The organism is Planococcus sp. A6 (assembly GCF_028823615.1).
In the GTDB taxonomy this organism is placed as follows: domain Bacteria; phylum Bacillota; class Bacilli; order Bacillales_A; family Planococcaceae; genus Planococcus.
Genome location: NZ_JAPEHT010000053.1, coordinates 1 through 22669, shown reverse-complemented (window position 1 = coordinate 22669; position 22669 = coordinate 1). Strand labels below are relative to the sequence as shown.

The following is a 22669-nucleotide window of genomic DNA, read 5'->3' as shown; positions in this document are numbered from 1 at the left end:
GCTCCTGAAATTTCAGGAGCGGCATTTTATTAATTTCTGAAATAAGGTGTTTTCTTCAACGCGGCTACGACAGGGATGGCGAGTGCCAAACCGACTGCGTTTTGCACCAGGTTTCCTGGAATGGAAGCTGCCGGAATGATCCAGCTGCTGAAGATGATCGCTTCACCGATATAGTAGATGGCGACCATGACCGGAATGGATAGTGCAGCAGCCAGGATGTTGAAGCCAAGGCTTTCGCCGCCGCGCCCGCCAGACCAAGCGATTTTTCCGACCAAGTAACCTTGCAAGCCGCGAGCGATGATGGTGATCGGTGCCCACAGCGTCCAGCCGGATACTAAATCGAAGAGCCCCATTCCGACAGCTCCGGCGATGGCGCCTTTTTTCGGCCCGAACAACAGGGCTGCCGTGAATAGCATCGTTGTGCCAAGGTGGACCAGCCCGCCATTTGCCGCGATCGGCAAGCGGATATTGAGCAGCATCGTCGCGACAAAAACAAGTGCGATGAGCATCGAAGTGATGATCAAATCATAAGTTTTGGAACTGGAATAAGTCGTAGTTTTTTGCATGAAACGATTCCTTCTTTCTTGGACATCCACCAGGCGCAAGGCCCATCAGCGATACCATGTAGTTTTGAACTACTGTAGCAAGGAATTGACCTAGTTGAAAGTATCAATTCCGAATAATTTTTAGGGGTCAGTTTTGAAAGAAGAGTGAGAGGCTTCGGATTTTTCGAGTTGACAGGGATCGGCACATAGGCTATTGTTAACTACGCGATGAGCTAAGCTGCATAAGACGGACAGGCATTCCTTTACGGAACACGTTGTGGAGCGTGGCCTGATACGCCGCAGCTATCGATACATCCCGCATTTATGCGGGGTGTTTTTTAATGCCAAAAAAACCCGTATGCCAGAATTCGGCATACGGGTTTTCTATTAGTTCAATAAGCAGTCCACCCGGAATCCGCAGTGATGACAGTCCCATTGACGAAGCTCGATTCATCAGACGCAAGAAACAGAGCGACATAAGCAATTTCTTCGGGCTTGCCGATACGCGGATTGACCGCCATTCCGGGCTGTGTGCGGCCCATGCCGAATTCGCTGATATGGGTCATTGTCGAACCAATATTCGTCTCTACGCCACCGGGTGCGATTGCGTTGCAGCGGATGCCACTATTGGCATACATAAAGCCGGTGTTTTTCGTGAAGCCGATAACGGCATGCTTCGAGGCGGTATAGGTGGCGCCGGCTCGCGCTCCTTGCAACCCTCCAACAGATGCAATATTAATGATATTGCCGGAGTTTTTTTCAAGAAAGACTTTCAGCGCTTTTCGCGTGGCACGCATGACCCCTGTCGTATTGATGGAAAAAATACGCTCCCAGCTATCGTCTTCGATATCCGCGGCAGCTTCGAAATTATCCATGATGCCGGCATTGTTGACGAGAATGTCGAGGGTGCCGTATTCGGCGACAGCGCTGTCGATCAGCGTTTGGATGTCTTGTTCTTTCGCTACATTGCATGCGATAGCAATCGCTTTACCGCCAGTTGATTTAATCTCTTCTGCGACTGCATCGGCCCCTTCCTGGTTGATGTCGGAAATGACGACTTTTGCCCCTTCTTTCGCATATAAGGAGGCAATCGATTTTCCTATGCCAGATGCTGCGCCGGTAACAATCGCGACCTTTCCTTCTAGTCTCATTTGATTCATCCTCTCAGAAAGTAGGTTTTAACGCTCCAGTTCACAAGCCGCTTTGAGATTTTCCAGGGTATGGCGGAGAGTATTCCGCTCCAGCCGGTCGTAGACTAGACGTTCGGTGAATCGGTCGAAAGCACTGTCGGGCAAATCGATCTCCAGTTCGAAAACAGCTTCCGTTCCGCCGTCCATCGAGCGATAATAGCTCTTTTGATGGGCGATAAAGCTGCCGGTGATGATGCCTTCCCAAAATCCTTCATCGCCGCTGCGTTCACAGCGAACCACATTGATCGTCACTGGAAAGCGTAAGCCGACAATGGAAAACACCGTCTCAACATCAGTGCCCGCTTCGCCGGAGCCTTCGATTTTTTCCGGTTTAGATAAATGATTGTAGAAACTCGTCCAGTTTTCGGGCTTCTTGGCGAACTGAAACACTTCATCGATCGGTGCTTGAATGAATATGCTTTGATGGGCAGTGGCCATTGCGATCTCCCCCTTAGAATCGAGCTATCAATTAATATCTGAAAATTAAGTCTATTATAAGTCTAAAGCACTGCCTGTGTAAAGCGCCTCCGCTTGAAGACGAACGCAGCATGCCGGATAATGAAAGTAAGACAATATCACGCAGAAGAAAGGGGCCGCTATGGAATTTTGGATCAGCGATAAACACATCCGCAAATTATGCGGCCAGGCTGCCTATAAAAAAGGCCAGGCGTTTCAAATGGCCGGAAAAGTCAACATTACAGAAGCCAATGCCCAGTCCATTACAGCTGTCGTCGAAGGGCGCAGTTCATTCCACGTCAAGCTGACCCGCTCACAAGCTGGGACCATCCAGGCGGAATGCAGCTGCCCGCCTGTCGGGTTTATCCATACATATTGCCATCACATTGCAGCGGTGATGATCGCCGCGGAAGAGCTTGGCCGGCGGGAGCGCCCGCTAGCTGAGCAGATGTTCGGCTTGTTTGAAGAAGACGACAAGCCTTCTGCCCGGTTGCATCGCTTCGACCGGCGCGTGCCGTATCACGTCGAAGCAGCCATCCGCAGCGGCGGCAAAGGACAATTGGCACTGACGTTCAGGAGCGGCACGGCAATCTTGAAAAATATCTGGGATCCCTTGCGTTTCATCTCGGCCCTGTCGAATGGCGAATACGAGGAGACTGCAGCGATTCCATACGACCCAAGCCGCCATGCACTCGAACAACCGGTCCTGGAGCTGCTTCAAGTGCTCGATAAAAGCAATCCCCGGCCGGATGAAAACGGAAAATTGCTCGTGTCCGCAAGCGATTGGGAGCGCTTATTGCCTCTGCTTCGCGAAATAACGCACGCTAAATTCGAAAATCCGCTCGGCGAAGTGCTGCCGTTTCACGTAACGGATACACTGCCGGTGTCATTTCGGCTGGACCACGGCACTAGCGGATACCGCTTGATCGTCCGCGGGTTGGAGCGACTGCAAATCTTTCCGAAATACGGCGTCGCCTTGACGGAAGAATCAATCGTCCAGCCGGCCGCAGCCGATATGAAGCGTCTGTCAGGCTTGCAGGAATTGATGCAAGGGGCAGGCGAGGAGCTGGCGGTCGAGGAAAGCCAAGTCGCCCATATGATGAAAGCCGTCTTGCCGGGGTTGGAAAAGCTCGGTCCGGTCATCGTGACTGAAAACGCGATTGAGAAAATCGGGGAAACGCCGCTGCGCGCGAAACTGTATCTCGATCGCGTGCGCAGCCGACTGCTTGCAGGACTTGAATTTCATTACGGACAGCTCATCATCAATCCGTGCGAAGAGCCCGACGGAACCTATCGGCAGTATCCTGGCGTGTTCCGCCAGCTCGAAAAAGAACGGGCCATCATGGACTTGATGGCGTCGGGGCGGCTGACGAAAACGGATGGCGGTTTTTATCTCCAGGACGAAGAAGCGGAATATGATTTCCTTTACGATACAGTGCCGCTGCTCGAAGAATGGCTCGAGGTCTATGCCACGACTTCGGTGAAAATGCGCATCCAAAAAACCTTGCCGGGGCCGAAAATCCGTGTCAATCTCCCGAAAGACCGGACCGATTGGCTGGAGTTCCGCTTTGATCTCGGGGGCATACCGGAAGAAGAATTGCGGGGCATTATTCGCGCCATTCGGGAGAAAAAGCGCTATTTCCGCATCCCTAACGGTACGTTAATGTCGCTTGAAACGCCGGGTATGGCGGCGTTTGAGGAATATCTGGCGGTCATGAACATCGATGAAGATAATTTTGAACGCGTCCAGCGCATCCCGCTGCTGGAAGGCATGCGGCTTGCCGGGAGCCTCGAACAGCATGAATTATCGGAGACCGGAACGGAATTTGCGCGCTTGTTGAAAGAGCTGCACCATCCGTGGATACAAGCACAACAATTGCCGGAACGTTTTGAAGGCATTTTGCGGGATTACCAAAAGCGCGGATTCAGTTGGTTCCGCCTGCTTGCGAAATATGGGTTCGGCGGCATATTGGCAGATGAGATGGGACTCGGAAAAACCGTCCAAAGCATTGCTTTCGTGCAATCGGTGCTAGAAGACATCCGCAAGAGTGATGAGCCGGCGCTGATCGTTGCGCCTTCTTCGCTCATGTACAATTGGCAAGCCGAGTTCGAGCGTTTTGCACCGGACATCCAGACGGTCATCGTCGATGGTCCGAAAGCGAAGCGCACGCAAGCCTTGAACAAGCCCGGTGATGTGTACATCACTTCTTATCCGGCGCTGCGGATGGACCGGGGCGCCTATAAAGACTGGGCCTTCCATACGATTTTCTTCGATGAAGCGCAAGCTTTTAAAAATCCGGCGACCCAAACCGCCAAAGCTGTCAAAGAATTGAATGCGCGCCACCGTTTTGCCTTGACCGGAACACCGATCGAAAACTCGCTTGATGAATTGTGGTCAATTTTCAACGTAGTCTTTCCGGCGCTGCTTCCGGACCGCAGCCAGTTTGCTGAACTGCGCAACGCCGATATCGCCAAGCGTGTGCGGCCATTCCTATTGCGCCGGACGAAAGCGGAAGTGCTCGGCGAAGTGCCGCAAAAAATCGAGCGCATCGAACATTCGGAACTCCACGAAGAGCAGAAGAAACTGTACACGGCGTATCTTGCGGAACTGCGCCACGAAGCTCTGAAGCATTTGCGCGACAATAGCATGCGCAAAAACCGCATACGCATTCTTGCGGGATTGACGCGCCTGCGGCAATTATGCTGTCACCCGTCGTTGTTTGTGGAAGATTACAAAGGGGGCTCGGCAAAGTTCGAGCAATTGCTGGAGATTTTGGAAGAGGCTCGCTTGACGGGCCGCCGCGTGCTGGTATTTTCGCAGTTCACGGGCATGCTCAATCTCATCGGGCAATCGCTGTTGCGCTCAGGAAGGTCGTATTTCTATTTGGACGGTTCGACGCCGCCGAAAGAACGCGTGGAATTATGCGACCGCTTTAACGAAGGCGAAGAGGATTTGTTTTTGATTTCCTTGAAAGCGGGCGGGACCGGGCTCAATTTGACGGGGGCCGATACGGTCATCTTGTATGATTTGTGGTGGAACCCGGCCGTCGAACAGCAGGCTGCGGACCGTGCGCACCGGATGGGGCAGAAGCGGGAAGTGCAGGTGCTGCGCTTAGTGGCGAAGGGGACGATTGAAGAGAAGATGTACGACCTGCAACTGCGCAAACAGGACTTGGTGGATGAGATGATTCAATCCGGTTCAGAAGCCGTACAGTCGATGAGTGAAGAGGATATTCGGGAGATTTTGATGATTTGAATGAACTGTAGATCTTCATATAGGGAGTGGATTGTGCTTCGGGCGGAAATCGAACTTCCTTGTCGCATAAATGCCGTTTTCTCAATCTTTTCTTTTACAGGTAATGAAAAAGTGTCTAGCCTTCAGGAGTTTTATAGAAGATCCAACAACCGCTTTTACAGTAGTAAAGAGATAAATACCTCTTATAAGCTTAGTTCCAGCATGTGAACAGCAAAGCAGCAGCTACTCTTGCACATATTTAATTCAATGAAATCGAAAAGCAGCCTCGCGCATACGGGTGAAGCGAAGTAATGAGACAGCGGGTTTCTGGCTCATTGCGAAAGCTCAACCCCAAGCGAGGCTGCGATTATTTATGTGATGAATGAACAGTGATTGCTCACAAAAACAAAGAAGTTTAGCTATCGCATATACTCTCAAAACACAAAAAGCTCTCCCTACGCGGAAGAGCTTTTTGCTATTTCTTGACGATATAAGCCATATGGCGGCCGCATTGTCTGTCTTCGCGGTAGGAGAAGCCGTCTGGACTTTTGAAGGTGCAACTCCGGTCGGTGTCGATATATTCGGCTGGAATGCCTGCGCGTTCCAGCTGGGTTTTGACCGTGAGCTGGTTGTCGATATGGTATTTCCCGGTTTCTTCATTGAATTCGATGAACGGATCTGCGTAGCCGAGTGCTTTGAATTTCACGTAGACGTCTTCATCCACTTCAAACTTCTCCTGGCTGAGTGCCATGCCGATCTGGACGCGGAATGCTTCCGGCGCGCAGTTTTCATTGGCGATTAAATGGGCAAACAAGCGCGGCACAAGTTCTTTTACGGTGCCTTGCCATCCAGAATGCACGGCGCCGACTAACTCTTCTGTTACGTGATAGAAAGTTACCAGCACACAATCGGCGGCAAAACTCGAGAGAACAAGGTCTGTGTCGCGCGTATAGAGCGCATCGGTATCCGCAATTGCATCGTCCAAAATGCGGGCGCCTTTGCCTGCATCCGCATGGGTCACTTTTCGGAAACGATTGCTGTGGGTTTGATTGGCGCATACGAGTTCATCGATGCTGTAGCCAAGTGTAGCAAGCAAGGCTTCCCGGTTTTCGAGAGAATGCTCGCGATGGGTTCCGGCGTGCAGCGCCAAATTATTGCCACCCTTTGCCTGCGGGTCTTTTACGGTCATGCCCGCAGTATAGGAATCGTTGTCGATATATGTTTTTCGGTTCACGTCTATCCCCTCCGCTCCCATTGTAGCGAAGGCGCCCCGCGTTCGCCAATAGATGGCAAGAGAATTCGGATTTTTCATCTTTCCGGAGCGATTGAAAGGCCGGTCCCATCGATTATTTGGTAAGATAGGAAAAAGAAAGTCGAGGTGATGGCATGGAACCGGAAAAGATTTTGGAAAAAGTCAAAGGGCGGGTGCCGGAAGTACTCGGCAACCGGGATTTCTCGAAATATGCGATTCTTCTCCCATTGATTGAAAAAGAAGACGGCGTCCATATCCTATTTGAAGTACGTTCGTTTGAAATGAGGCGTCAGCCGGGGGAAATTTGTTTTCCAGGCGGGCGCATTGACCGCGGAGATGAAGATGAAGAAGAAACAGCTTTGCGTGAGACGATGGAAGAGCTCGGCATCCGTAAAGAGGCGATCAGCAATGTGTTTCCACTCGATTACATCGTCTCGCCGTTCGGCATGATTGTTTATTCATTTGCGGGCTTTATCGACCCTGAAACGGATTTTGTGCCGAATGAAGCAGAAGTCGATACGGTCTTCACAGTACCGCTTCAATTCTTCCTGGATAATGAGCCGCGCGTGTACCGCATCGATTTCGATATCCAGCCGGAGGAAAGTTTTCCGTATGACTTGATTGCCGGCGGCGAAAACTACAGCTGGCGTGCGCGGCAAGTGGATGAATTCTTCTATTTATACGAAGACCGCGTCATTTGGGGATTAACGGCGAAGATTCTCATGCATTTCATGGAATTGATCCGCTGAGCCGATTGGCCGATATTTGGTGAATTTGATGAACAGCCTTTTCAGTACGTGGAAATGTGTGTATAATTATTCGAAATTGTGAAAATAAAAAAGCTGCAAAGAAGGGGACATGACCATGACGACTTATCAATTGGAAGTAATCGAGAACACTGCGAAGAAAGACAAGCCGGCGCAAGACCAGATTCCATTCGGCCAAACTTTCACTGACCATATGTACATCATGGAATACCAAACGGAGAAAGGCTGGCATGAACCGAAAATCGTGCCTTATGGTCCGATTTCCTTGGATCCGGCAGCGATGATTTTCCATTACGGGCAGACGGTTTTTGAAGGCATGAAAGCATACCGCACAGAAGACGGGCGCGTATTGCTGTTCCGTCCTGAGAAGAACTTTGAGCGCCTCAACTTGTCGAGTGAGCGCCTCAGTATCCCGCCGATCGACGAAGACTTGGCGCTTGAGCACCTGAAGCAATTGATCAAGCTCGAAAAAGATTGGGTGCCGAAAACACCGGGCACGTCGCTTTATATCCGCCCGTACATCATCTCGACGGATGCCAATTTGGCAGTAGGGCCATCGTCTACATATAAATACATGGTCATCCTGTCTCCTGTCGGCTCCTATTTCCCAGGCGGCTTGCAGCCAGTTGTCATCCATGTCGAAGACAAGTTCACGCGCGCAGTCAAAGGCGGCACGGGAATGGCAAAAACGGCCGGGAACTATTCTTCCGGCTACCAGGCGCAAGCGAATGCCAAGAAAGAAGGAAATGCGGACGTGTTGTGGCTCGATGGCGTCGAGAAGCGCTATATTGAAGAAGTGGGCAGCATGAACATTTTCTTTAAAATTGATGGGGAAGTGTTTACCCCTGAGCTTAACGGCAGCATCTTGAAAGGCATCACGCGCATGTCGATCATTGAGCTGTTGAATTCGTGGGGCGTTCCGGTAACGGAAAAACGCATGGCCATCGATGAACTTTACGAAGCGTACCAAGCTGGAAAAGTCGAAGAAGTCTTCGGGACGGGAACGGCTGCGGTCATTTCCCCAGTTGGCGAACTCAATTGGCAAGGCCAGAAAATGATCATCAACAACCACGAGATCGGTGAATTGTCACAAAAGCTGTACGACACAATCACTGGCATCCAGACGGGCAAAGTCGAAGACACACTCGACTGGACCGTGGAAATCAACTAAATCAGCGTAAGTAAAAAGCCCAGACATCAATTGTCCGGGCTTTTTTTCTGTTCGTATTTCTTTAATAGATATGATAGCCATTTGGCAGGAGCGTAATCGTAGATATTGGCCTGCAAGCCGTGGAGGATCGCGCGTCTTGGCGTTTCCAACTGGAGCTCTTCGGCAAGCAGCGAGAACGATTCGGCCATGAGCGGCGGGTGCTGTCCGTCTTCCAGTAACTCGGCGATTACCGACAGCAATTTTTCTTCGGTGGTCACTTCCTCGGGGCCAGGCATCGGCAATTCGACCATCTCTTCTGTCAGGTAAGCCGTAGTGGAGTAGGTGGCCAGCACATTGGTCTTTTCGACGAGGAGCTCTGCAATTTTTTCGATATCGTGCGGATATGGATGGAACAACACCAGTTGCGAATAAATCCGCACGAAGCCTTTGATGGAAATGAGCAAGTCATAGCGGCGGCCTTGAAGCTGTTCGCCATACAACTCGTCCAATAACGACAGCAGCGAACGGTCGATCCACGTATCGTAATGGATAAGTTTCTCCAAAATTTCCTCGTTTAGGGCATGCATCGGCTCCTGTGCGTAGATTTTGGCAAAATCCGCATGCTTTTCGAGCAATGCCAGATGGGCGAGAAAATAGAGGCGCAGTTTTTCGTCAGGTTTTTTCGAGCTATTGACTACTCGGTCAATATCAGCGACAAAGCCTTTCATGAATGAATCGATGATTTCTTTGATCAATGACTCTTTTGAAGGGAAAGACAAGTAGAACGCGCCTTTAGAGATGCCTGCTTCTTGAGTGATGTGCTGGACAGACGTAGCTTCGATGCCGTTTTCAGCAAAGAGTTGAAGCGCTGATTCCAGGATCTGTTGCTTTTTTGACATATTTGATTCCTCTTTTCCCCTTACTTATTTGACGCTTGACCAATCGGTCATTAATATAGAGTAATAACCGGATTTCGTCAAAGAAAGGAAGAATTTGTGTGCAAGGATTCGTGCGTTTTGTTCTGAAAAACAAATTTGCCGTGTGGCTGTTGACTTTAATTGTAACCTTTGCCGGCATTTATTCAACAACCCAAATGAAGATGGAGTCGATTCCCGATATTTCGATTCCTTATTTAATCGTCTCGGGGGTTTACCCAGGTGCTGCACCTGAACAGGTGATGGAAGAGGTATCGATACCTGTCGAACAGGCAGTCGAAAGCCTGGAAGATGTCAAAGCAGTTTATTCGAATTCCTCTTCAAACGTTTCCCAAATCCAGATCGAATACGATTACGGTGTCGATATGGATGAGAAAAAGCGGGAACTCGAATCCGCAGTCGACGGCGTAAACTTGCCTGAGGAAGTGGAGACTCCGTCGATCATGTCGATCGGCCTCAATATGTTCCCGGTGGTTGCACTATCTGTCAGCAGTGAGACGGAATCGATTGTCGAATTGACGGACCGTGTCCAAACGGCCATTTTGCCGGAGATCGAAAAAATTGATGGCGTCGCGTCTGCGACTGTCACCGGACAGCATGTCGAAGAAATTCATCTGACATACGATGAAGCGGCAATGGCTGCCCGTGAAGTGACGGAAGAGGACATCCAGCAGATGATCGAAGCGAGCAATATTGCCTTGTCGCTCGGCCTTCGTGAATTTGAAGAAGGCAAAGAAGCGGTCTATATCGACGGTTCGGTTGCTTCTATTGAAGAGTTTGAGGACTTATTGATTCCCGTGACGCCTTCAGAAGACAACCCAGAACCATTTGTCGCCTTGTCTGAACTTGCCGATGTGGAACTGGTTGGGAAAGTGCAGTCGATTTCCCGGACCAATGGTGAAGATGCCATTGCGATTCAAATCGTCAAAGGCCAGGAAGCCAATACGGTCACTGTGGTCAATGAAGTAAAAGACTTGATGGCGGATTTGGAAAGCGAAGTGGACGGCTTGATCGTCGATATTACGCTTGATCAAGGCGAACCGATCGAGGAATCGGTCTTCGCGATGGTGGAAAAAGCCTTGTTTGGCGGCTTGATCGCCGTGCTGATCATTTTGGTGTTCTTGCGTGATTTCCGTTCGACGCTCATTGCCATCGTCTCAATCCCCGTATCCATTTTCGTGGCATTGCTCCTGTTGAACTGGCTCGATATCACCTTGAACATCATGACGCTAGGTGCCATTACCGTGTCGATCGGCCGGGTTATCGATGACTCGATTGTCGTCGTCGAGAATATTTACCGGCGCATGCATTTGAAAGAAGAGAAATTATCCGGCCGCAAATTGATCCAATCGGCGACGATCGAAATGTTCAAGCCGATCTTGTCGTCGACGCTTGTGACGATTGCAGTCTTTGCGCCGCTGGTCTTTGTCGGCGGAATGGTCGGCGAGTTGTTCTTGCCGTTCGCACTCACGATGTCGTTTGCATTGCTCGCATCGCTTGCAGTGGCGGTCAGCATCGTGCCGGCGATGTCGCATAGTTTCTTCAAGAAGAAGCTATACGGTGAGAAAACGGCTTCCAAGCATCAAGAAGTCGGAAAGCTGGCGCTTTGGTTCCGTTCATTCCTTGAGAAGTCCTTGAACCATAAGTGGATCACATCGATCATTGCAGTCGTGTTGCTCGCGGGGTCTTTGGCGCTGACACCGTTGATCGGCTTCTCGTTCCTCGGCTCGCAAACCGAGAAAATGATGTACATCACGTATTCCCCTTCCGCAGGGGAGTTGCAGGAAGAGACTGTCGAGAACATCGAAGCGGTCGAGCAAGACTTGCTTGAACGCGAAGATATCGACGTTCTCCAATTATCGATCAACGATTCAGCCAATGCCGATATGGCCCAGATGATGATGGGCGGCGGAGACGGTGCATTATTGTATTTGATCTTTGATGATTCGATTTCAGTCGATGAATTCGAAGAAGCCCGCAGCGAAGTTACTGACTATCTTGCAGGACTCGACCAGTCAGGCGAGTGGGGCGAGCAGGATATGATGGGCGGCGGCATGGCGGCATCGAGTGAAGTCGCGTACACCTTGTACAGCGAAGACCTCGATGACTTGTTGGATACCGTCGAACAAGTCGAAGGCGCGATGAGCGATGTCGACGGCTTGGAAGAAGTGACCTCCGACGCGGAAGATCCTTATGTCGAGCATACTTTGCGCATCGAACAGCAGGAAATTCTCCAATATGGCCTGACGGCGGGACAAGTCGCGATGGCTTTGTCCGGCGGGGGCCAAAACGAAGTACTGACGACCGTCAATACAGACGGCGGCGAACTTGAAGTCATTGTCCAGCGTGATGCCCAGCAAGACGCAGCGACTTTTGAAGAGCTTCTGGAGACGTCTGTGCCAACAGCTGCAGGTACCATGATGACTGTCGGCGAATTGGTCGAAGTCGAAGAAGGCACCACCTTGAATACCTTGAGCCGTTCGGAAGGCGCTTATTATGCGACTGTTTCCGGCACGGTAACGGGCAATGACGTGTCTGCGCCAAGTGCGGCCGTCCAGGAAAAAGTGGATCAACTCGATCTTCCGACAGGCGTGACGGTAGAAACCGGCGGCGTGACAGCGGATATCAATGAAACCTTCACCCAGCTTGGCCTGGCGATGGCAGCGGCAATCGCGATTGTGTACTTCATCTTGGTTGTGACGTTCGGCGGCGGGCTTGCGCCATTCGCCATCCTGTTCTCGCTGCCGTTTGCGGTCATCGGTGCATTTGTCGGCCTATATGTAACCGGCCAAACGATTTCCGTATCGGTCATGATGGGGCTGCTCATGCTCATCGGGATCGTCGTAACGAACGCCATCGTCCTTGTCGACCGCGTCATCCATATGGAACGCGAAGGCATGACGGTGCGCAACGCTTTGCTTGAAGCAGGAACGACGCGTCTGCGGCCGATCCTCATGACGGCCATTGCCACAATCGGCGCCATGATTCCAATGGCTCTCTCAAGCGGTGGCGGTGGCCTCGTCTCACAAGACTTGGCGATCACCGTTATTGGCGGCTTATTGTCCTCGACCTTGCTGACACTTATTGTTGTGCCGGTCGTCTATGAAGTATTGCGCAAATTCCAGAAAAACAAATCACTCGTCGATCACGAAGATTGATCGGCACACAACCGGCTTCCTTAATGGGGGCCGGTTTTTAATTTAAAAATATCCCCGAAATTATTTCCCGGGAAATAGAATCCCTTTAACAAATTCCATACACGCCCTCAACAATTCCTTAATATTCCTCCGCTACACTGGCGATGGTCAACAAACACGAGGAGGAATGCCAGATGATCCGAAAATCAATGAAGAAACTTGTTCCAGTTGCCGTGGTGGCAGCGGTTGCCGTGACGAGCTTTACCGCGTCTACACCAGCTGAAGCGCACGGGAATGGCAAAGCCGAAGTACATAAAGAACACAAAAATCCTGGAAAAGGGAAAGGCAAAGATAAAGATAAAGATGCACCGAAAAACGTCATTTTCCTGATCGGCGATGGCGTCGGCACGTCCTATACATCCGCTTATCGTTATTTGCAGGATGATCCATCTGCGCGCTTCGCGGATGAAATGTCGTTCGATTCCTATTTGGTCGGACAGCAAATGACCTATCCGGAAGATGCACATCAAAACGTCACCGATTCGGCTGCCGCCGCGACAGCCATGGCGGCGGGCATCAAAACCTATAACAATGCAATTTCCGTGGATAACGATGAATCGGAAGTGAAAACCGTTCTGGAAGCGGCGAAAGAACAAGGCAAAGCGACCGGGCTTGTCGCGAGTTCTGAAATTACCCACGCGACACCGGCGTCATTCGGCGCGCACGACATCAGCCGCCGCAACATGAACGCCATCGCTGATGATTATTTCGATGAGCGCATCGACGGTGAACATAAAATCGACGTCTTGCTCGGCGGGGGCACTAAACTGTTCGACCGCACGGACCGCGATTTGACGGAAGAATTCCAGGAATCCGGCTATGGCTATGTGACATCGAAAGAAGAACTGCTCGCAAATGACGACGGGCAAGTGCTCGGGCTGTTTGCAGAAGGCGGGTTGCCGAAAATGATCGACCGGGAAGACAGCGTGCCGTCTCTTGAAGACATGACGCGTTCAGCGATCGACCGCTTGGAACAGGACGAGGACGGGTTCTTCTTGATGGTGGAAGGCAGCCAAGTCGACTGGGCAGGCCATGACAACGATATCGTCGCGGCGATGAGCGAGATGGAGGATTACGACCGTGCATTCCAGGCAGCGATCGAATTCGCCAAGCAAGATGAAAATACATTGGTTGTGGCGACGGCTGACCACTCGACAGGCGGTTCTATAATTGGTTCGCGGAGCCAATTCTCGCTGCACAGCGGACACCGGATTTCATGGCTTCTGAGATTGCAGAAGGGGCTGGCGTAGAGGAAACCTTGGAATGCTATATTGACTTGGACTTGACTGAAGAAGAAATCGCTTCTGTCAAAAAAGCAGCCGACGAAGGCGAATACTTGGACATCGATAACGCCATCGAGCGCATTTTCGATAAGCGTTCGCACACGGGCTGGACAACTGGCGGCCATACCGGAGAAGATGTGCCGGTTTATGCTTACGGGCCTGCGAGCCAGAAATTTGCAGGGCAACTGGACAATACCGATCACGCCGGCATCATCTTCGACTTGATGGGCGCGGACGTAACGATCGACGACAAACAATAAACGATAGCAGGGAGCGGATTGGATGAAAGCGAGATTAGCATGGCTGCTCGTCCCATTGGCAATGTTATGGGGCTGCCAGGATGAGACAGCACACGGGACGGCGAACGCAGCGTCTTTGTCGGAAGCGCCCGAGTACACGGATCAATATGTCCTCAGCCCGCAAGTGAGCGACGACCGACGTTTACAGGAGCCTGGCCAGAAGGCGCGTGATGCGAAAGGCGGCTTGGAGCTATTGGCGGCTGATATGGAAGCTCGCACGGTGCAGATCGGCGATATTGAGCTGACCATCCATGAAGCGAAGCTGCTGCAGTACACCCCGGATTATAGCCTGATCGATTTCTATCATTCCTACACGCATGACCAGGAATTCGAGCTGGCAAAGTTCTTTGTTGAGATCAATAATACTTCTAGCGAAGAAGTGAATTTTGCGCCAGCCGCATTGATCGAGACAGAAAGCGGCGAAGTGAAGACTTGGGAAGACGATGTGTACTTAGAGTCGTTGAATGAAGGGCTGAAACCTGGAGAAGTAAAATCAGGGAATGTCGGCTTCATTGTGGAAGATGGGACACAAGAAATTAAATTGACCACCAGTAAGCTATTCGCTACGGATGGAGAGTTGCTAGCACCTGCGCAAACCGTCACGATCAAGCTCGATTGATGGAACATGTTTTTCAATAGAAGAAACAAAACCCGGCTATTGACCAGACAGCCGGGTTTTGTCGTAGAAAGAGGAAACCAAAGTGAATTTAAATATCGGAATAATCTGATTGTTATATTGAATTTTCCAGAAAAATCCTTCATGATAGAGTTAATAATAGGCTGCCTCAAAAGGAGATGGGGTTATGAAACTGAGTGAACGGTATATTCGCGCAGTGCTCGAACGGCTGCCGCAAGACAAACGCCAGGAAGCGGAAAAAGACTTGAGAAGAAAATTATCGGAACGGCTCACAGCAGAAAGTACCGAAAGCGAAGAGCGAGCTGTGCTCCAGGAATTCGGCCATCCGGCACTCATGGCGGAGCATTACGGAAAAGTGAGACGCTATTTGATCGGCCCGCGCTATTTCGACTTGTACGTCCGTTTACTAAGGCTGGTCATTCCGTTGGCAGTTCTTATCACGCTCATTGTCGTGACGATCGTCGGCATCGTTTCTGGAATCGGCCAGGACGAGACGCTGATAACAGTGCTCGGTTCATTGATCGGCAACATCATCAGCGCGATTTTCAATACCATTATGCAAACCTTGTTTTGGATCACACTCGTCGTTGCCGTCATGGACTGGTCGGATAAATCAGGCGTGGAGACGCCGCTCGGGCTGACGATGGATGAATGGACGCCTGATGACTTGAAAGAATGGGGCGGGCAGGAGTCGCTGATCGAGCCGGTTGAGGCGAAAGTGGCGAAAAGCCAGATCTTCGGCAGTTTAATTTGGATGGTCATCTGGACGACGGTTTATTTCAATGCCGATAAAGTACTCGGGATCTACACTGACGATGGGGAAGGCTTGCGCTTCCAAATGGCAATATTCAACCAGGACGTACTGTTGTCGTATTGGCCATTCATTGCACTCGTCATCGTTTTGGAGTTGTCGCTCGCTATCTGGCAATGGCGCGTAGGCTACTGGAATTACCGGTTGGCCACATTCAATGCCGCAGTGCAAACAGTTTCGGTACTTGTGTTCATCTTGATCTTCGTCAATTCCGAATTGCTCAACCCGGAGTTCCGCCAGTTCCTCACGGATACATTTGGCGGATCCAGTGCACTCACATGGATTTTCGGGGGCATCTTGGTCATCATGATCGTTGGGGCGTTGAGCGATATTATACAAGGATACCGGCGAGCCGCCAAGCGCGGGAAAAGTGACGCGCCGCTTAATTGAAAAAGGAATTTCATATAGTGGTACTTTAGAATGAAATAGCAACACTTGTACGTGTTTTGCCCGTATCCCTTGTGGTGCGGGCTTTTGTGAATTCTCAAATATGTCTTTATGCCTATTTTATATATGAAATGAAAGCCCTTTCATGAGGCGAAATCCCCTCTCGGAACTTGATATACCCTCTGGTTATGTTACACTTGCTACTTGTGATTGGCGTGTTGCAGGCGATCAGTTGCCGACTGGAATTTAGCCGGCGAAGAAAGCGCAGCCGCCATCTCCGGAACTGAAAATGGTTTATGAGGAAACATGCCTTTTTGTATAAATATTCATATTTATGCAAGGGATGAAGTTCCGGTAACCGTTTTATAAGTATCTTTGAAATTAATAGTTGACTTAAAATGCATTTGATTGCATAATAATTCTTATTATCAGACAACGAAAGTCAGCCATTGTAAAGCGTTTTACGGAGACCGGGTTCTTCCGCTTTTGATCGTAATGGGAGAGCTCATTAAATAATCAAAATCGGGTGGTGACTGCAACAATGGAAAAGAAAAGAATAGTAGTGAAAATAGGAAGCAGCTCATTGACGGACAGCCACGGTAAATTGTCCATCACGAAGTTGCGTGAACACGTCGGGGCGTTGGCCCGCTTGAAAGAAGAAGGCCATGACGTCATCTTGATCTCATCTGGCGCGGTTGCAGCTGGATGCACAAGCATGGGGTATTTATCCCGTCCGGATACGGTCGTCGACAAACAATCAGCGGCAGCCGTCGGGCAAAGCTTGCTTGCACAAGCGTATGCGACGGAATTCAAGAACTTCGATATCGTCTCTGCACAGTTGCTGTTGACGAAAGACTTGTACCAAAAAGCGGACGATACCATTTCAAAATTATTGGAGCGCGGCATGATGCCGGTCATCAACGAAAACGATTCGGTAGCGGTCGAGGAATTGACCTTCGGCGATAACGATATGCTGTCGGCTCTTGTCAGCGGGCTTGTGCGCGCTGATCAATTGATCATTCTGACAGACATCAATGGTATTTACGCCGATAATCCGAAGACCAACCCATCCGCTGAAAGATATACCCATTTGAAGGATATTCCGGATGAATTGATGGAAGCTGCATCCGGTGCTGGGTCCGATGTCGGAACTGGCGGCATGAAAACGAAAGTGGAAGCTGCGAAAACAGCCCATAACTTCGGCGTCGATGTATTCATCGGCACAGGAGAAGGCAATGAAAAATTGGTCGGCATCATGAATGGAAACGGCGACGGAACGTATATTGCAAAACCCGTCAAAGAATTGGCATAAGGCACGGAAATTCGAAAGGAGAAGATTGGATGACAGAAGTTCTTCAAAAGGAAGCAGCTTTGGAGACAGAACTGGTACAGAAAGCGAAAAAAGCGAAAGCGGCAGCGGGGGAACTCGCAAAAGCCGACACCACCCTGAAAAATAAAGCGTTAGAACTCATCTCTAAACAATTGATGGCTGAAAAAGCTTTCATTTTAAAGGAAAACTTAAAGGACATTGAAGCTGGGCGTGCAAACGGCATGAGTGAATCGCTCGTCGACCGCCTCAAGCTCGATGAAGGGCGTCTGGCAGATATGGCGGATGCGCTGATCCAATTGATCAAACTGACAGACCCGGTCGGTGAAGTGCTCGAGCATTGGCAGCAGCCGAATGGCCTCGACATGAGCAAAGTGCGCGTACCGCTTGGCGTGGTGGGCATGATTTACGAAGCCCGCCCGAACGTCACGGTGGATGCGTCGAGCCTTTGCCTGAAAACCGGCAATGCGGTCGTCCTGCGCGGCAGTTCGACAGCGATCCACTCGAACACAGCGATTGTTTCGGTCATCCACCGCGCGCTCGAACAAAGCGAATTGCCGGTCGATGCCGTACAGTTGTTGGAAGATACGAGCCGGGAAGCGGCCTCTGCTATGTTCAAGCTGAACGACTATTTGGACGTGTTAATACCGCGCGGCGGCGCCAATTTGATCAAGACGGTCGTCGCGAACTCGACCGTACCGGTACTTGAGACAGGCGCAGGCAATTGCCACGTCTATATCGACGAGACGGCGGACAAGGACATGGCGATTGATATCGCGTTAAACGCGAAAACCCAGCGTCCATCCGTCTGCAACTCCTGCGAAACCATTCTCGTGCACGAGAAATGGGCTGAGCAGCATCTGCCGGAATTGGTTGAAGCCTTGCAGGCAAAAGACGTGAAAATCCACGGCGATGAAAAGACGCAGCAATCAGGCAGCGACATCATCCCGGCCGAAGAAGCCGATTGGGGTACTGAATACTTGGCTTATGAACTCGCGCTGAAAACGGTAGGAAGCGTAGATGAAGTGGTCAAGCATATCAACCAGTACGGCACGAAGCATTCCGAAGCGATCATTTCGGAACATGCGGAAAGCGTCCAGCAGTTCTTCACGGAAGTGGATGCAGCAGCGGTCTACCATAACGCGTCGACGCGCTTTACGGACGGCTTTGAATTCGGCTTCGGCGCCGAAATCGGCATCAGCACGCAAAAGCTCCACGCACGCGGGCCGATGGGCTTGCCAGCATTGACATCAACAAAATACATCATCAAAGGCAATGGCCAAACAAAATAAAAAAAGCGGAGACTGCGGTCTCCGCTTTTTTCTGTTCATTTATAAAGAGCGATCAATAATCCGTTTTTGCCCGGCGGTGTTTCCACATCATCAGCTGATAGCGCACGGTGCAGCCGATGCAATAGCCCATAAGCGCCACGCCGGCAGCGATGATGACCATAGCTCCGAATACCATAGCGACAAGCGGAAGGCCGGCTGCTAAAAAGATGAGCGCGAACCCGAGGCAGACCGTGGCGATCCATTGGTTGAACAATTGCTGGTCACGGTCTTCTTGTGGATAGCTGCTCGGAGGATTCGGCAAAAATCGGCGGCTGAATGTGATGAGCGGATTTTTCTTTGTGACCAAAGTGACGACTCCAATGGCGAATGGCAAAAGCAAGAAAGATGTATGGACGATGAGCCCGGCTAGTACTGTGGCGACGAGAAATGCTTGATTGAGCTGGACGAGCGGTTTTGGAATGGTCATCTGGAATCCCTCCGATTTTTTTATGGACGATCGGCTCAGGAACAAGCCGATGTGGATGTAGAAGAAAAGAGTTGTATAAAGTTTAGCCTTATTATACATAGTTGATTACTCGGAATAAAGAAAAAAGCTCAAAAAAAAACGCTGTTCACATCAAACGAGAGATGAACAGCGAAGCAAGGCCAAAATAAATGAGCAACGAGAAAATATCGTTGATGGTTGTGATCAGCGGTCCTGATGCGACAGCTGGGTCTATCTTCAAGCGGTATAGAATGAGCGGGATGATGGTGCCGGCGAGCGTCCCGATGATCAATGTCAAAAGCAGCGAACTGCCAACGACCACCCCAAGCACCAGGCTTCCCTGCCAAATATAGGCGATCAGCAAAATCAAGACAGCGCACGTGACGCCGATGATGATGCCGACCCATAACTCGCGCAAGATGAGCTTGAATGTACCTTTTTTGTCGGGCTGTTGGCCGACCAATCCGCGCACGACGACTGCGAGCGACTGGGTGCCTGTATTACCGGTCATGCCGGCAATCATCGGCATGAAGAACGCTAAGGCAACCACTGTCTGCAAAGTGTCTTCAAAGCGGCTGATGATGCCGCCGGAGATCAACCCGATAAACAACAGCAAAATCAGCCAAGGCAACCGGCGATAAGCGGCGACGAAAGGCGGGGTCTGGAAATCGATCGATTTACCGGATGCGGAAAGCTTTTCAATGTCTTCATTCGCTTCCTGCAAGACAACATCGATGACATCATCGACTGTGATGATGCCGAGCAGCCGGTTTTCGGTGTCGACGACCGGCAAGGTGATGAAGTCGTAGCGCCCGATAATGGCTGCCGCTTCTTCCTGGTCCGTCAGCGCGTCGACTTTAACAACGCGTGTATACATGACATCGTCGATTTGTTCATCGAGTTCGCCGAGAATCAAATCTTTATAGGAGACGACACCGAGCAGTTTCTTGTCGTCATCGACGACGTATAAATAGTTCAAGTACTCGGCAATTTCAGCGAAATCGCGGATTTTATCGATCGCTTCACGGATCGTGTAATGGCGGGGGATCCAGACGTAGCGGTTGTTCATGATGCGGCCCGCGGTTTCCGGCGGGTAATTCATGGTCTTTTGGATGTAGGAAGATTCTTCGCGGTTCATGCGCGACAGAAGCTCTTCAATCATCGTCGGTTCTAAATCGGACAATAGGGAAACGAGATCGTCATTGTCCATCAAGTCGAGCACTTTGGTCGACTGGTCGACCGACATCCGCTCGAGCAAGCGGACTTGATCGTTCCGGTGAAGCTCCTGCATGAGCTCGGTTAATTGGCGGACCGTCAGATGAAGCAAGAAGCGCTCACGGTGCTTTTCCGGCAAATGACGGTATTGGACGGCGACATCGTAAGGCTGCAGTTCATCGAGTATGTGCTGGAAATCTTGCGCCCGGCCGTCTTTTAACGATTGGATCAATGCTAAAGTGATTTCGTTTTCTGTCATCGCAAGACGGCAGCTCCTTTCGGGGAGGCTCTGTTAAGGTAGGTCCTCTGTTCTTTATTCCCCAAAAGGGAAGCGGGCAAGCGCGGTGGCCAGTTTTAAAAACCGCTAACGTTCAGGCGCGTAATTGGCGATCAAGACGCCTTGGTCGGTCGAAAAGCTTTTCAGCAATTTGAATGCTTTTGGCGATACGCCGTCGCGGAACAGTTTTTTTCCTTCGCCCAATAGCAGCGGAAAAGTCATCAAATGCAATTCGTCGACCAAATCATGTTCGATCAAGGTATCGATGAGTTCTGCGCTGCCGTAAACGAGCAAGCGCTGCCCGGTTTTCTTCAGTCTTTTGATCTCCTCTACGAAATCGTGGTTGATCAGGCGCGCATTCCATTCGGTCCGCTTCAGCGTGTGTGAAACGACGTATTTCGGAATCTCGTTCATCCTTTTCGCGAAGCCATGTTCATCTTCAGCAGTCGGCCAAGTAGCAGCGAATCCCTCATACGTGATGCGCCCGAGCAGCAAGGCATCGTTATTGTAAAGCTGGTCCAATTGAAACTGGGCGAGTTCATCGTCCCAATAGACGGCAGTCCATGACGGCTCTTCCATGACGCCATCAAGTGTGATATACATCGAAACAGTCAATTTTCCCACGGTCATCGTCCCCTTTCCATAACTGGATGCCGGAAGCCTAGGCAATAACTTTACATTTCGGGACGGGTCTAGGAGAATCCTGCTGTGAACTATTCCGAATTCCGAAAAGTCTATGTAATCTGAAAATTTATGTGGTAATGAAATCAGTATAGTGGCAAAATAAATACAAGCATTCATTCCATTTTTACAAAGGGGTTAAAGAACATGAAAGAGGAGAAGAAACGTCCGAAACAGCAGGAGATTGAAGTACCCTTTTGGCTGGCTTTGCTGCCACTGATTTTCATGGTGGCGGCGATGGCTGTCACGATTATCATTTTTGAAGGAAGCCCGCATATTCCCTTGCTTCTTGGCACGACAATTGCGGTCATCATTGCCTGGCGGTTGGGGTACCGCTGGCATATGATCGAAGAAGGGGCCTATAAAGGCATCCGGCTCGCGCTTCCGGCTTTAGTCATCATCATCATGGTAGGCATGATCATTGCTTCATGGATCGGCGGAGGGATTGTAGCGACGATGATTTATTATGGTTTGAAAATCATTACGCCGTCATTATTCCTTGTTACGATCTGTTTGATCTGTGCACTGGTTGCTGGGGCTATCGGTAGTTCCTGGTCGACGATGGGCACCGTAGGCATCGCCGGCATGGGCATCGGCGCGAGTATGGGAATTCCGGCGGCGATGGTCGCTGGAGCGGTCATCTCGGGTTCTTATTTTGGCGATAAGATGTCACCACTATCGGACACGACCAACTTGGCGGCAGGGGTTACGAACACCAATTTATTTGTCCATATCCGCCACATGATCTACACGACTATCCCAGGCATGATCATTGCCCTCGGCGCTTACTTTTTCCTTGGCCGCCAGTTTGCCGGAAATGCGGTCGACAGCGGCAATATCAACACGATTCTGGCGTCGCTTGAAGAAAATTTCGTCATCTCGCCGTGGCTCTTGCTTGTGCCTTTGGCGGTCATCGTATTGGTGATGAAGAAAGTGCCAGCACTTCCGGCGCTCGGCATCGGCATCGTGCTCGGCTGGCTGTGCCACATCTTGGTGCAGGGCGGGTCCGTCGCAGAAGCGGTCAATGCGCTGCATGACGGCTATGTCATCACGTCCGGCAACGAAGTGGTCGATTCCTTATTCAATCGAGGCGGAATCGATTCGATGATGTTCGTTATTTCCTTAACGATTTTCGCCATGACCTTCGGCGGGGTGTTGGAACATACGGGGATGTTGAAATCGATCGTCACGAAGATCTTGATGCTGGCAAAAACAGCTGGCAGCCTGATCGCGGCGACTGTGGCGTCGG

The 22669-nt window shown here is 50.6% G+C and carries 17 protein-coding genes and 1 pseudogene; 10 read left to right on the top strand and 8 right to left on the bottom strand.

The features are described 5' to 3' along the window. Positions 1-29: 29 nt before the first annotated feature. The 3 genes from ON064_RS09655 to ON064_RS09645 form a co-directional block, all read right to left on the bottom strand. The gene (locus ON064_RS09655) at positions 30-566 is read right to left on the bottom strand and encodes an ECF transporter S component (RefSeq protein ID WP_058382354.1); all 537 of its coding nucleotides are present in this window, start codon (positions 564-566) and stop codon (positions 30-32) included. 371 nt (positions 567-937) lie between these two features. Then, positions 938-1696, bottom strand: coding sequence for an SDR family oxidoreductase (locus ON064_RS09650; RefSeq protein WP_274624593.1), 759 nt, complete (start codon positions 1694-1696; stop codon positions 938-940). A 27-nt stretch (positions 1697-1723) separates the two neighbouring features. Then, positions 1724-2173 carry an SRPBCC family protein gene (locus ON064_RS09645; RefSeq protein WP_274624592.1) on the bottom strand — a complete coding sequence of 150 codons (450 nt, stop codon included), beginning with the start codon at positions 2171-2173 and terminating at the stop codon, positions 1724-1726. A 160-nt stretch (positions 2174-2333) separates the two neighbouring features. Here ON064_RS09645 and ON064_RS09640 point away from each other — a divergent pair, with 160 nt between their 5' ends. Further along, positions 2334-5447 (top strand): DEAD/DEAH box helicase, encoded by a 3114-nt coding sequence (locus ON064_RS09640; RefSeq protein WP_274624591.1) that lies wholly within the window; start codon positions 2334-2336, stop codon positions 5445-5447. A 454-nt stretch (positions 5448-5901) separates the two neighbouring features. Here ON064_RS09640 and ON064_RS09635 read toward each other — a convergent pair whose 3' ends face one another. After that, entirely contained in the window at positions 5902-6660 is a 759-nt protein-coding gene (locus ON064_RS09635) for a purine nucleoside phosphorylase YfiH/LACC1 family protein (protein ID WP_274624590.1), read from the bottom strand. 152 nt (positions 6661-6812) lie between these two features. On the opposite strand from ON064_RS09635, the gene ON064_RS09630 reads away from it, so the two are divergent. Both ON064_RS09630 and ON064_RS09625 read left to right on the top strand, forming a co-directional pair. Continuing rightward, positions 6813-7427, top strand: coding sequence for an NUDIX hydrolase (locus ON064_RS09630; RefSeq protein ID WP_274624589.1), 615 nt, complete (start codon positions 6813-6815; stop codon positions 7425-7427). 115 nt (positions 7428-7542) lie between these two features. Next, positions 7543-8616 carry a branched-chain amino acid aminotransferase gene (locus ON064_RS09625; protein WP_274624588.1) on the top strand — a complete coding sequence of 358 codons (1074 nt, stop codon included), beginning with the start codon at positions 7543-7545 and terminating at the stop codon, positions 8614-8616. 26 nt (positions 8617-8642) lie between these two features. Here ON064_RS09625 and ON064_RS09620 read toward each other — a convergent pair whose 3' ends face one another. Next, a complete protein-coding gene (locus ON064_RS09620) occupies positions 8643-9494 on the bottom strand; it encodes a TetR/AcrR family transcriptional regulator (protein ID WP_274624587.1) in 852 nt (283 codons plus the stop codon). A gap of 98 nt (positions 9495-9592) precedes the next feature. Here ON064_RS09620 and ON064_RS09615 point away from each other — a divergent pair, with 98 nt between their 5' ends. The 6 genes and pseudogenes from ON064_RS09615 to ON064_RS09590 all read left to right on the top strand — a co-directional run bounded on the left by ON064_RS09615 (position 9593) and on the right by ON064_RS09590 (position 18763). After that, on the top strand, positions 9593-12688 hold the full coding sequence (locus tag ON064_RS09615; protein ID WP_274624586.1) for an efflux RND transporter permease subunit: 3096 nt from the start codon (positions 9593-9595) through the stop codon (positions 12686-12688). Positions 12689-12831: 143 nt separating this feature from the next. Further along, positions 12832-14270: pseudogene (locus ON064_RS09610) on the top strand (alkaline phosphatase). A gap of 22 nt (positions 14271-14292) precedes the next feature. Then, positions 14293-14928, top strand: a complete 636-nt coding sequence (locus tag ON064_RS09605) for a DUF4352 domain-containing protein (RefSeq protein ID WP_274624585.1) — start codon at positions 14293-14295, stop codon at positions 14926-14928. Between the two features lie 184 nt (positions 14929-15112). Beyond that, the gene (locus ON064_RS09600; RefSeq protein WP_274624584.1) at positions 15113-16147 is read left to right on the top strand and encodes a hypothetical protein; all 1035 of its coding nucleotides are present in this window, start codon (positions 15113-15115) and stop codon (positions 16145-16147) included. A gap of 538 nt (positions 16148-16685) precedes the next feature. Further along, positions 16686-17456 carry a glutamate 5-kinase gene (gene proB, locus ON064_RS09595; protein WP_274624583.1) on the top strand — a complete coding sequence of 257 codons (771 nt, stop codon included), beginning with the start codon at positions 16686-16688 and terminating at the stop codon, positions 17454-17456. 29 nt (positions 17457-17485) lie between these two features. Next, positions 17486-18763 (top strand): glutamate-5-semialdehyde dehydrogenase, encoded by a 1278-nt coding sequence (locus ON064_RS09590; RefSeq protein ID WP_274624582.1) that lies wholly within the window; start codon positions 17486-17488, stop codon positions 18761-18763. A gap of 52 nt (positions 18764-18815) precedes the next feature. Here the strand turns inward: ON064_RS09590 and ON064_RS09585 are convergent, their stop codons facing one another. The 3 genes from ON064_RS09585 to ON064_RS09575 all read right to left on the bottom strand — a co-directional run bounded on the left by ON064_RS09585 (position 18816) and on the right by ON064_RS09575 (position 21363). Next, the gene (locus tag ON064_RS09585; RefSeq protein WP_274624581.1) at positions 18816-19229 is read right to left on the bottom strand and encodes a DUF4395 domain-containing protein; all 414 of its coding nucleotides are present in this window, start codon (positions 19227-19229) and stop codon (positions 18816-18818) included. A 145-nt stretch (positions 19230-19374) separates the two neighbouring features. After that, positions 19375-20721, bottom strand: a complete 1347-nt coding sequence (mgtE, locus tag ON064_RS09580; protein WP_274624580.1) for a magnesium transporter — start codon at positions 20719-20721, stop codon at positions 19375-19377. A gap of 105 nt (positions 20722-20826) precedes the next feature. Next, positions 20827-21363 carry a dihydrofolate reductase family protein gene (locus ON064_RS09575; RefSeq protein ID WP_274624579.1) on the bottom strand — a complete coding sequence of 179 codons (537 nt, stop codon included), beginning with the start codon at positions 21361-21363 and terminating at the stop codon, positions 20827-20829. Positions 21364-21567: 204 nt separating this feature from the next. On the opposite strand from ON064_RS09575, the gene ON064_RS09570 reads away from it, so the two are divergent. Further along, a partial coding sequence (locus ON064_RS09570; protein WP_274624578.1) for a Na+/H+ antiporter NhaC family protein occupies positions 21568-22669 on the top strand: 1102 nt, incomplete at its 3' end.

Excerpts from the sequence above, each read along its gene's own strand:
- ON064_RS09655 (WP_058382354.1), bottom strand. The coding sequence starts at position 566 with ATGCAAAAAACTACGACTTATTCCAGTTCCAAAACTTATGATTTGATC.
- ON064_RS09650 (WP_274624593.1), bottom strand. The coding sequence starts at position 1,696 with ATGAGACTAGAAGGAAAGGTCGCGATTGTTACCGGCGCAGCATCTGGC.
- ON064_RS09645 (WP_274624592.1), bottom strand. The coding sequence starts at position 2,173 with ATGGCCACTGCCCATCAAAGCATATTCATTCAAGCACCGATCGATGAA.
- ON064_RS09640 (WP_274624591.1), top strand. The coding sequence starts at position 2,334 with ATGGAATTTTGGATCAGCGATAAACACATCCGCAAATTATGCGGCCAG.
- ON064_RS09630 (WP_274624589.1), top strand. The coding sequence starts at position 6,813 with ATGGAACCGGAAAAGATTTTGGAAAAAGTCAAAGGGCGGGTGCCGGAA.
- ON064_RS09625 (WP_274624588.1), top strand. The coding sequence starts at position 7,543 with ATGACGACTTATCAATTGGAAGTAATCGAGAACACTGCGAAGAAAGAC.
- ON064_RS09620 (WP_274624587.1), bottom strand. The coding sequence starts at position 9,494 with ATGTCAAAAAAGCAACAGATCCTGGAATCAGCGCTTCAACTCTTTGCT.
- ON064_RS09605 (WP_274624585.1), top strand. The coding sequence starts at position 14,293 with ATGAAAGCGAGATTAGCATGGCTGCTCGTCCCATTGGCAATGTTATGG.
- ON064_RS09600 (WP_274624584.1), top strand. The coding sequence starts at position 15,113 with ATGAAACTGAGTGAACGGTATATTCGCGCAGTGCTCGAACGGCTGCCG.
- proB (WP_274624583.1), top strand. The coding sequence starts at position 16,686 with ATGGAAAAGAAAAGAATAGTAGTGAAAATAGGAAGCAGCTCATTGACG.
- ON064_RS09590 (WP_274624582.1), top strand. The coding sequence starts at position 17,486 with ATGACAGAAGTTCTTCAAAAGGAAGCAGCTTTGGAGACAGAACTGGTA.
- ON064_RS09585 (WP_274624581.1), bottom strand. The coding sequence starts at position 19,229 with ATGACCATTCCAAAACCGCTCGTCCAGCTCAATCAAGCATTTCTCGTC.
- mgtE (WP_274624580.1), bottom strand. The coding sequence starts at position 20,721 with ATGACAGAAAACGAAATCACTTTAGCATTGATCCAATCGTTAAAAGAC.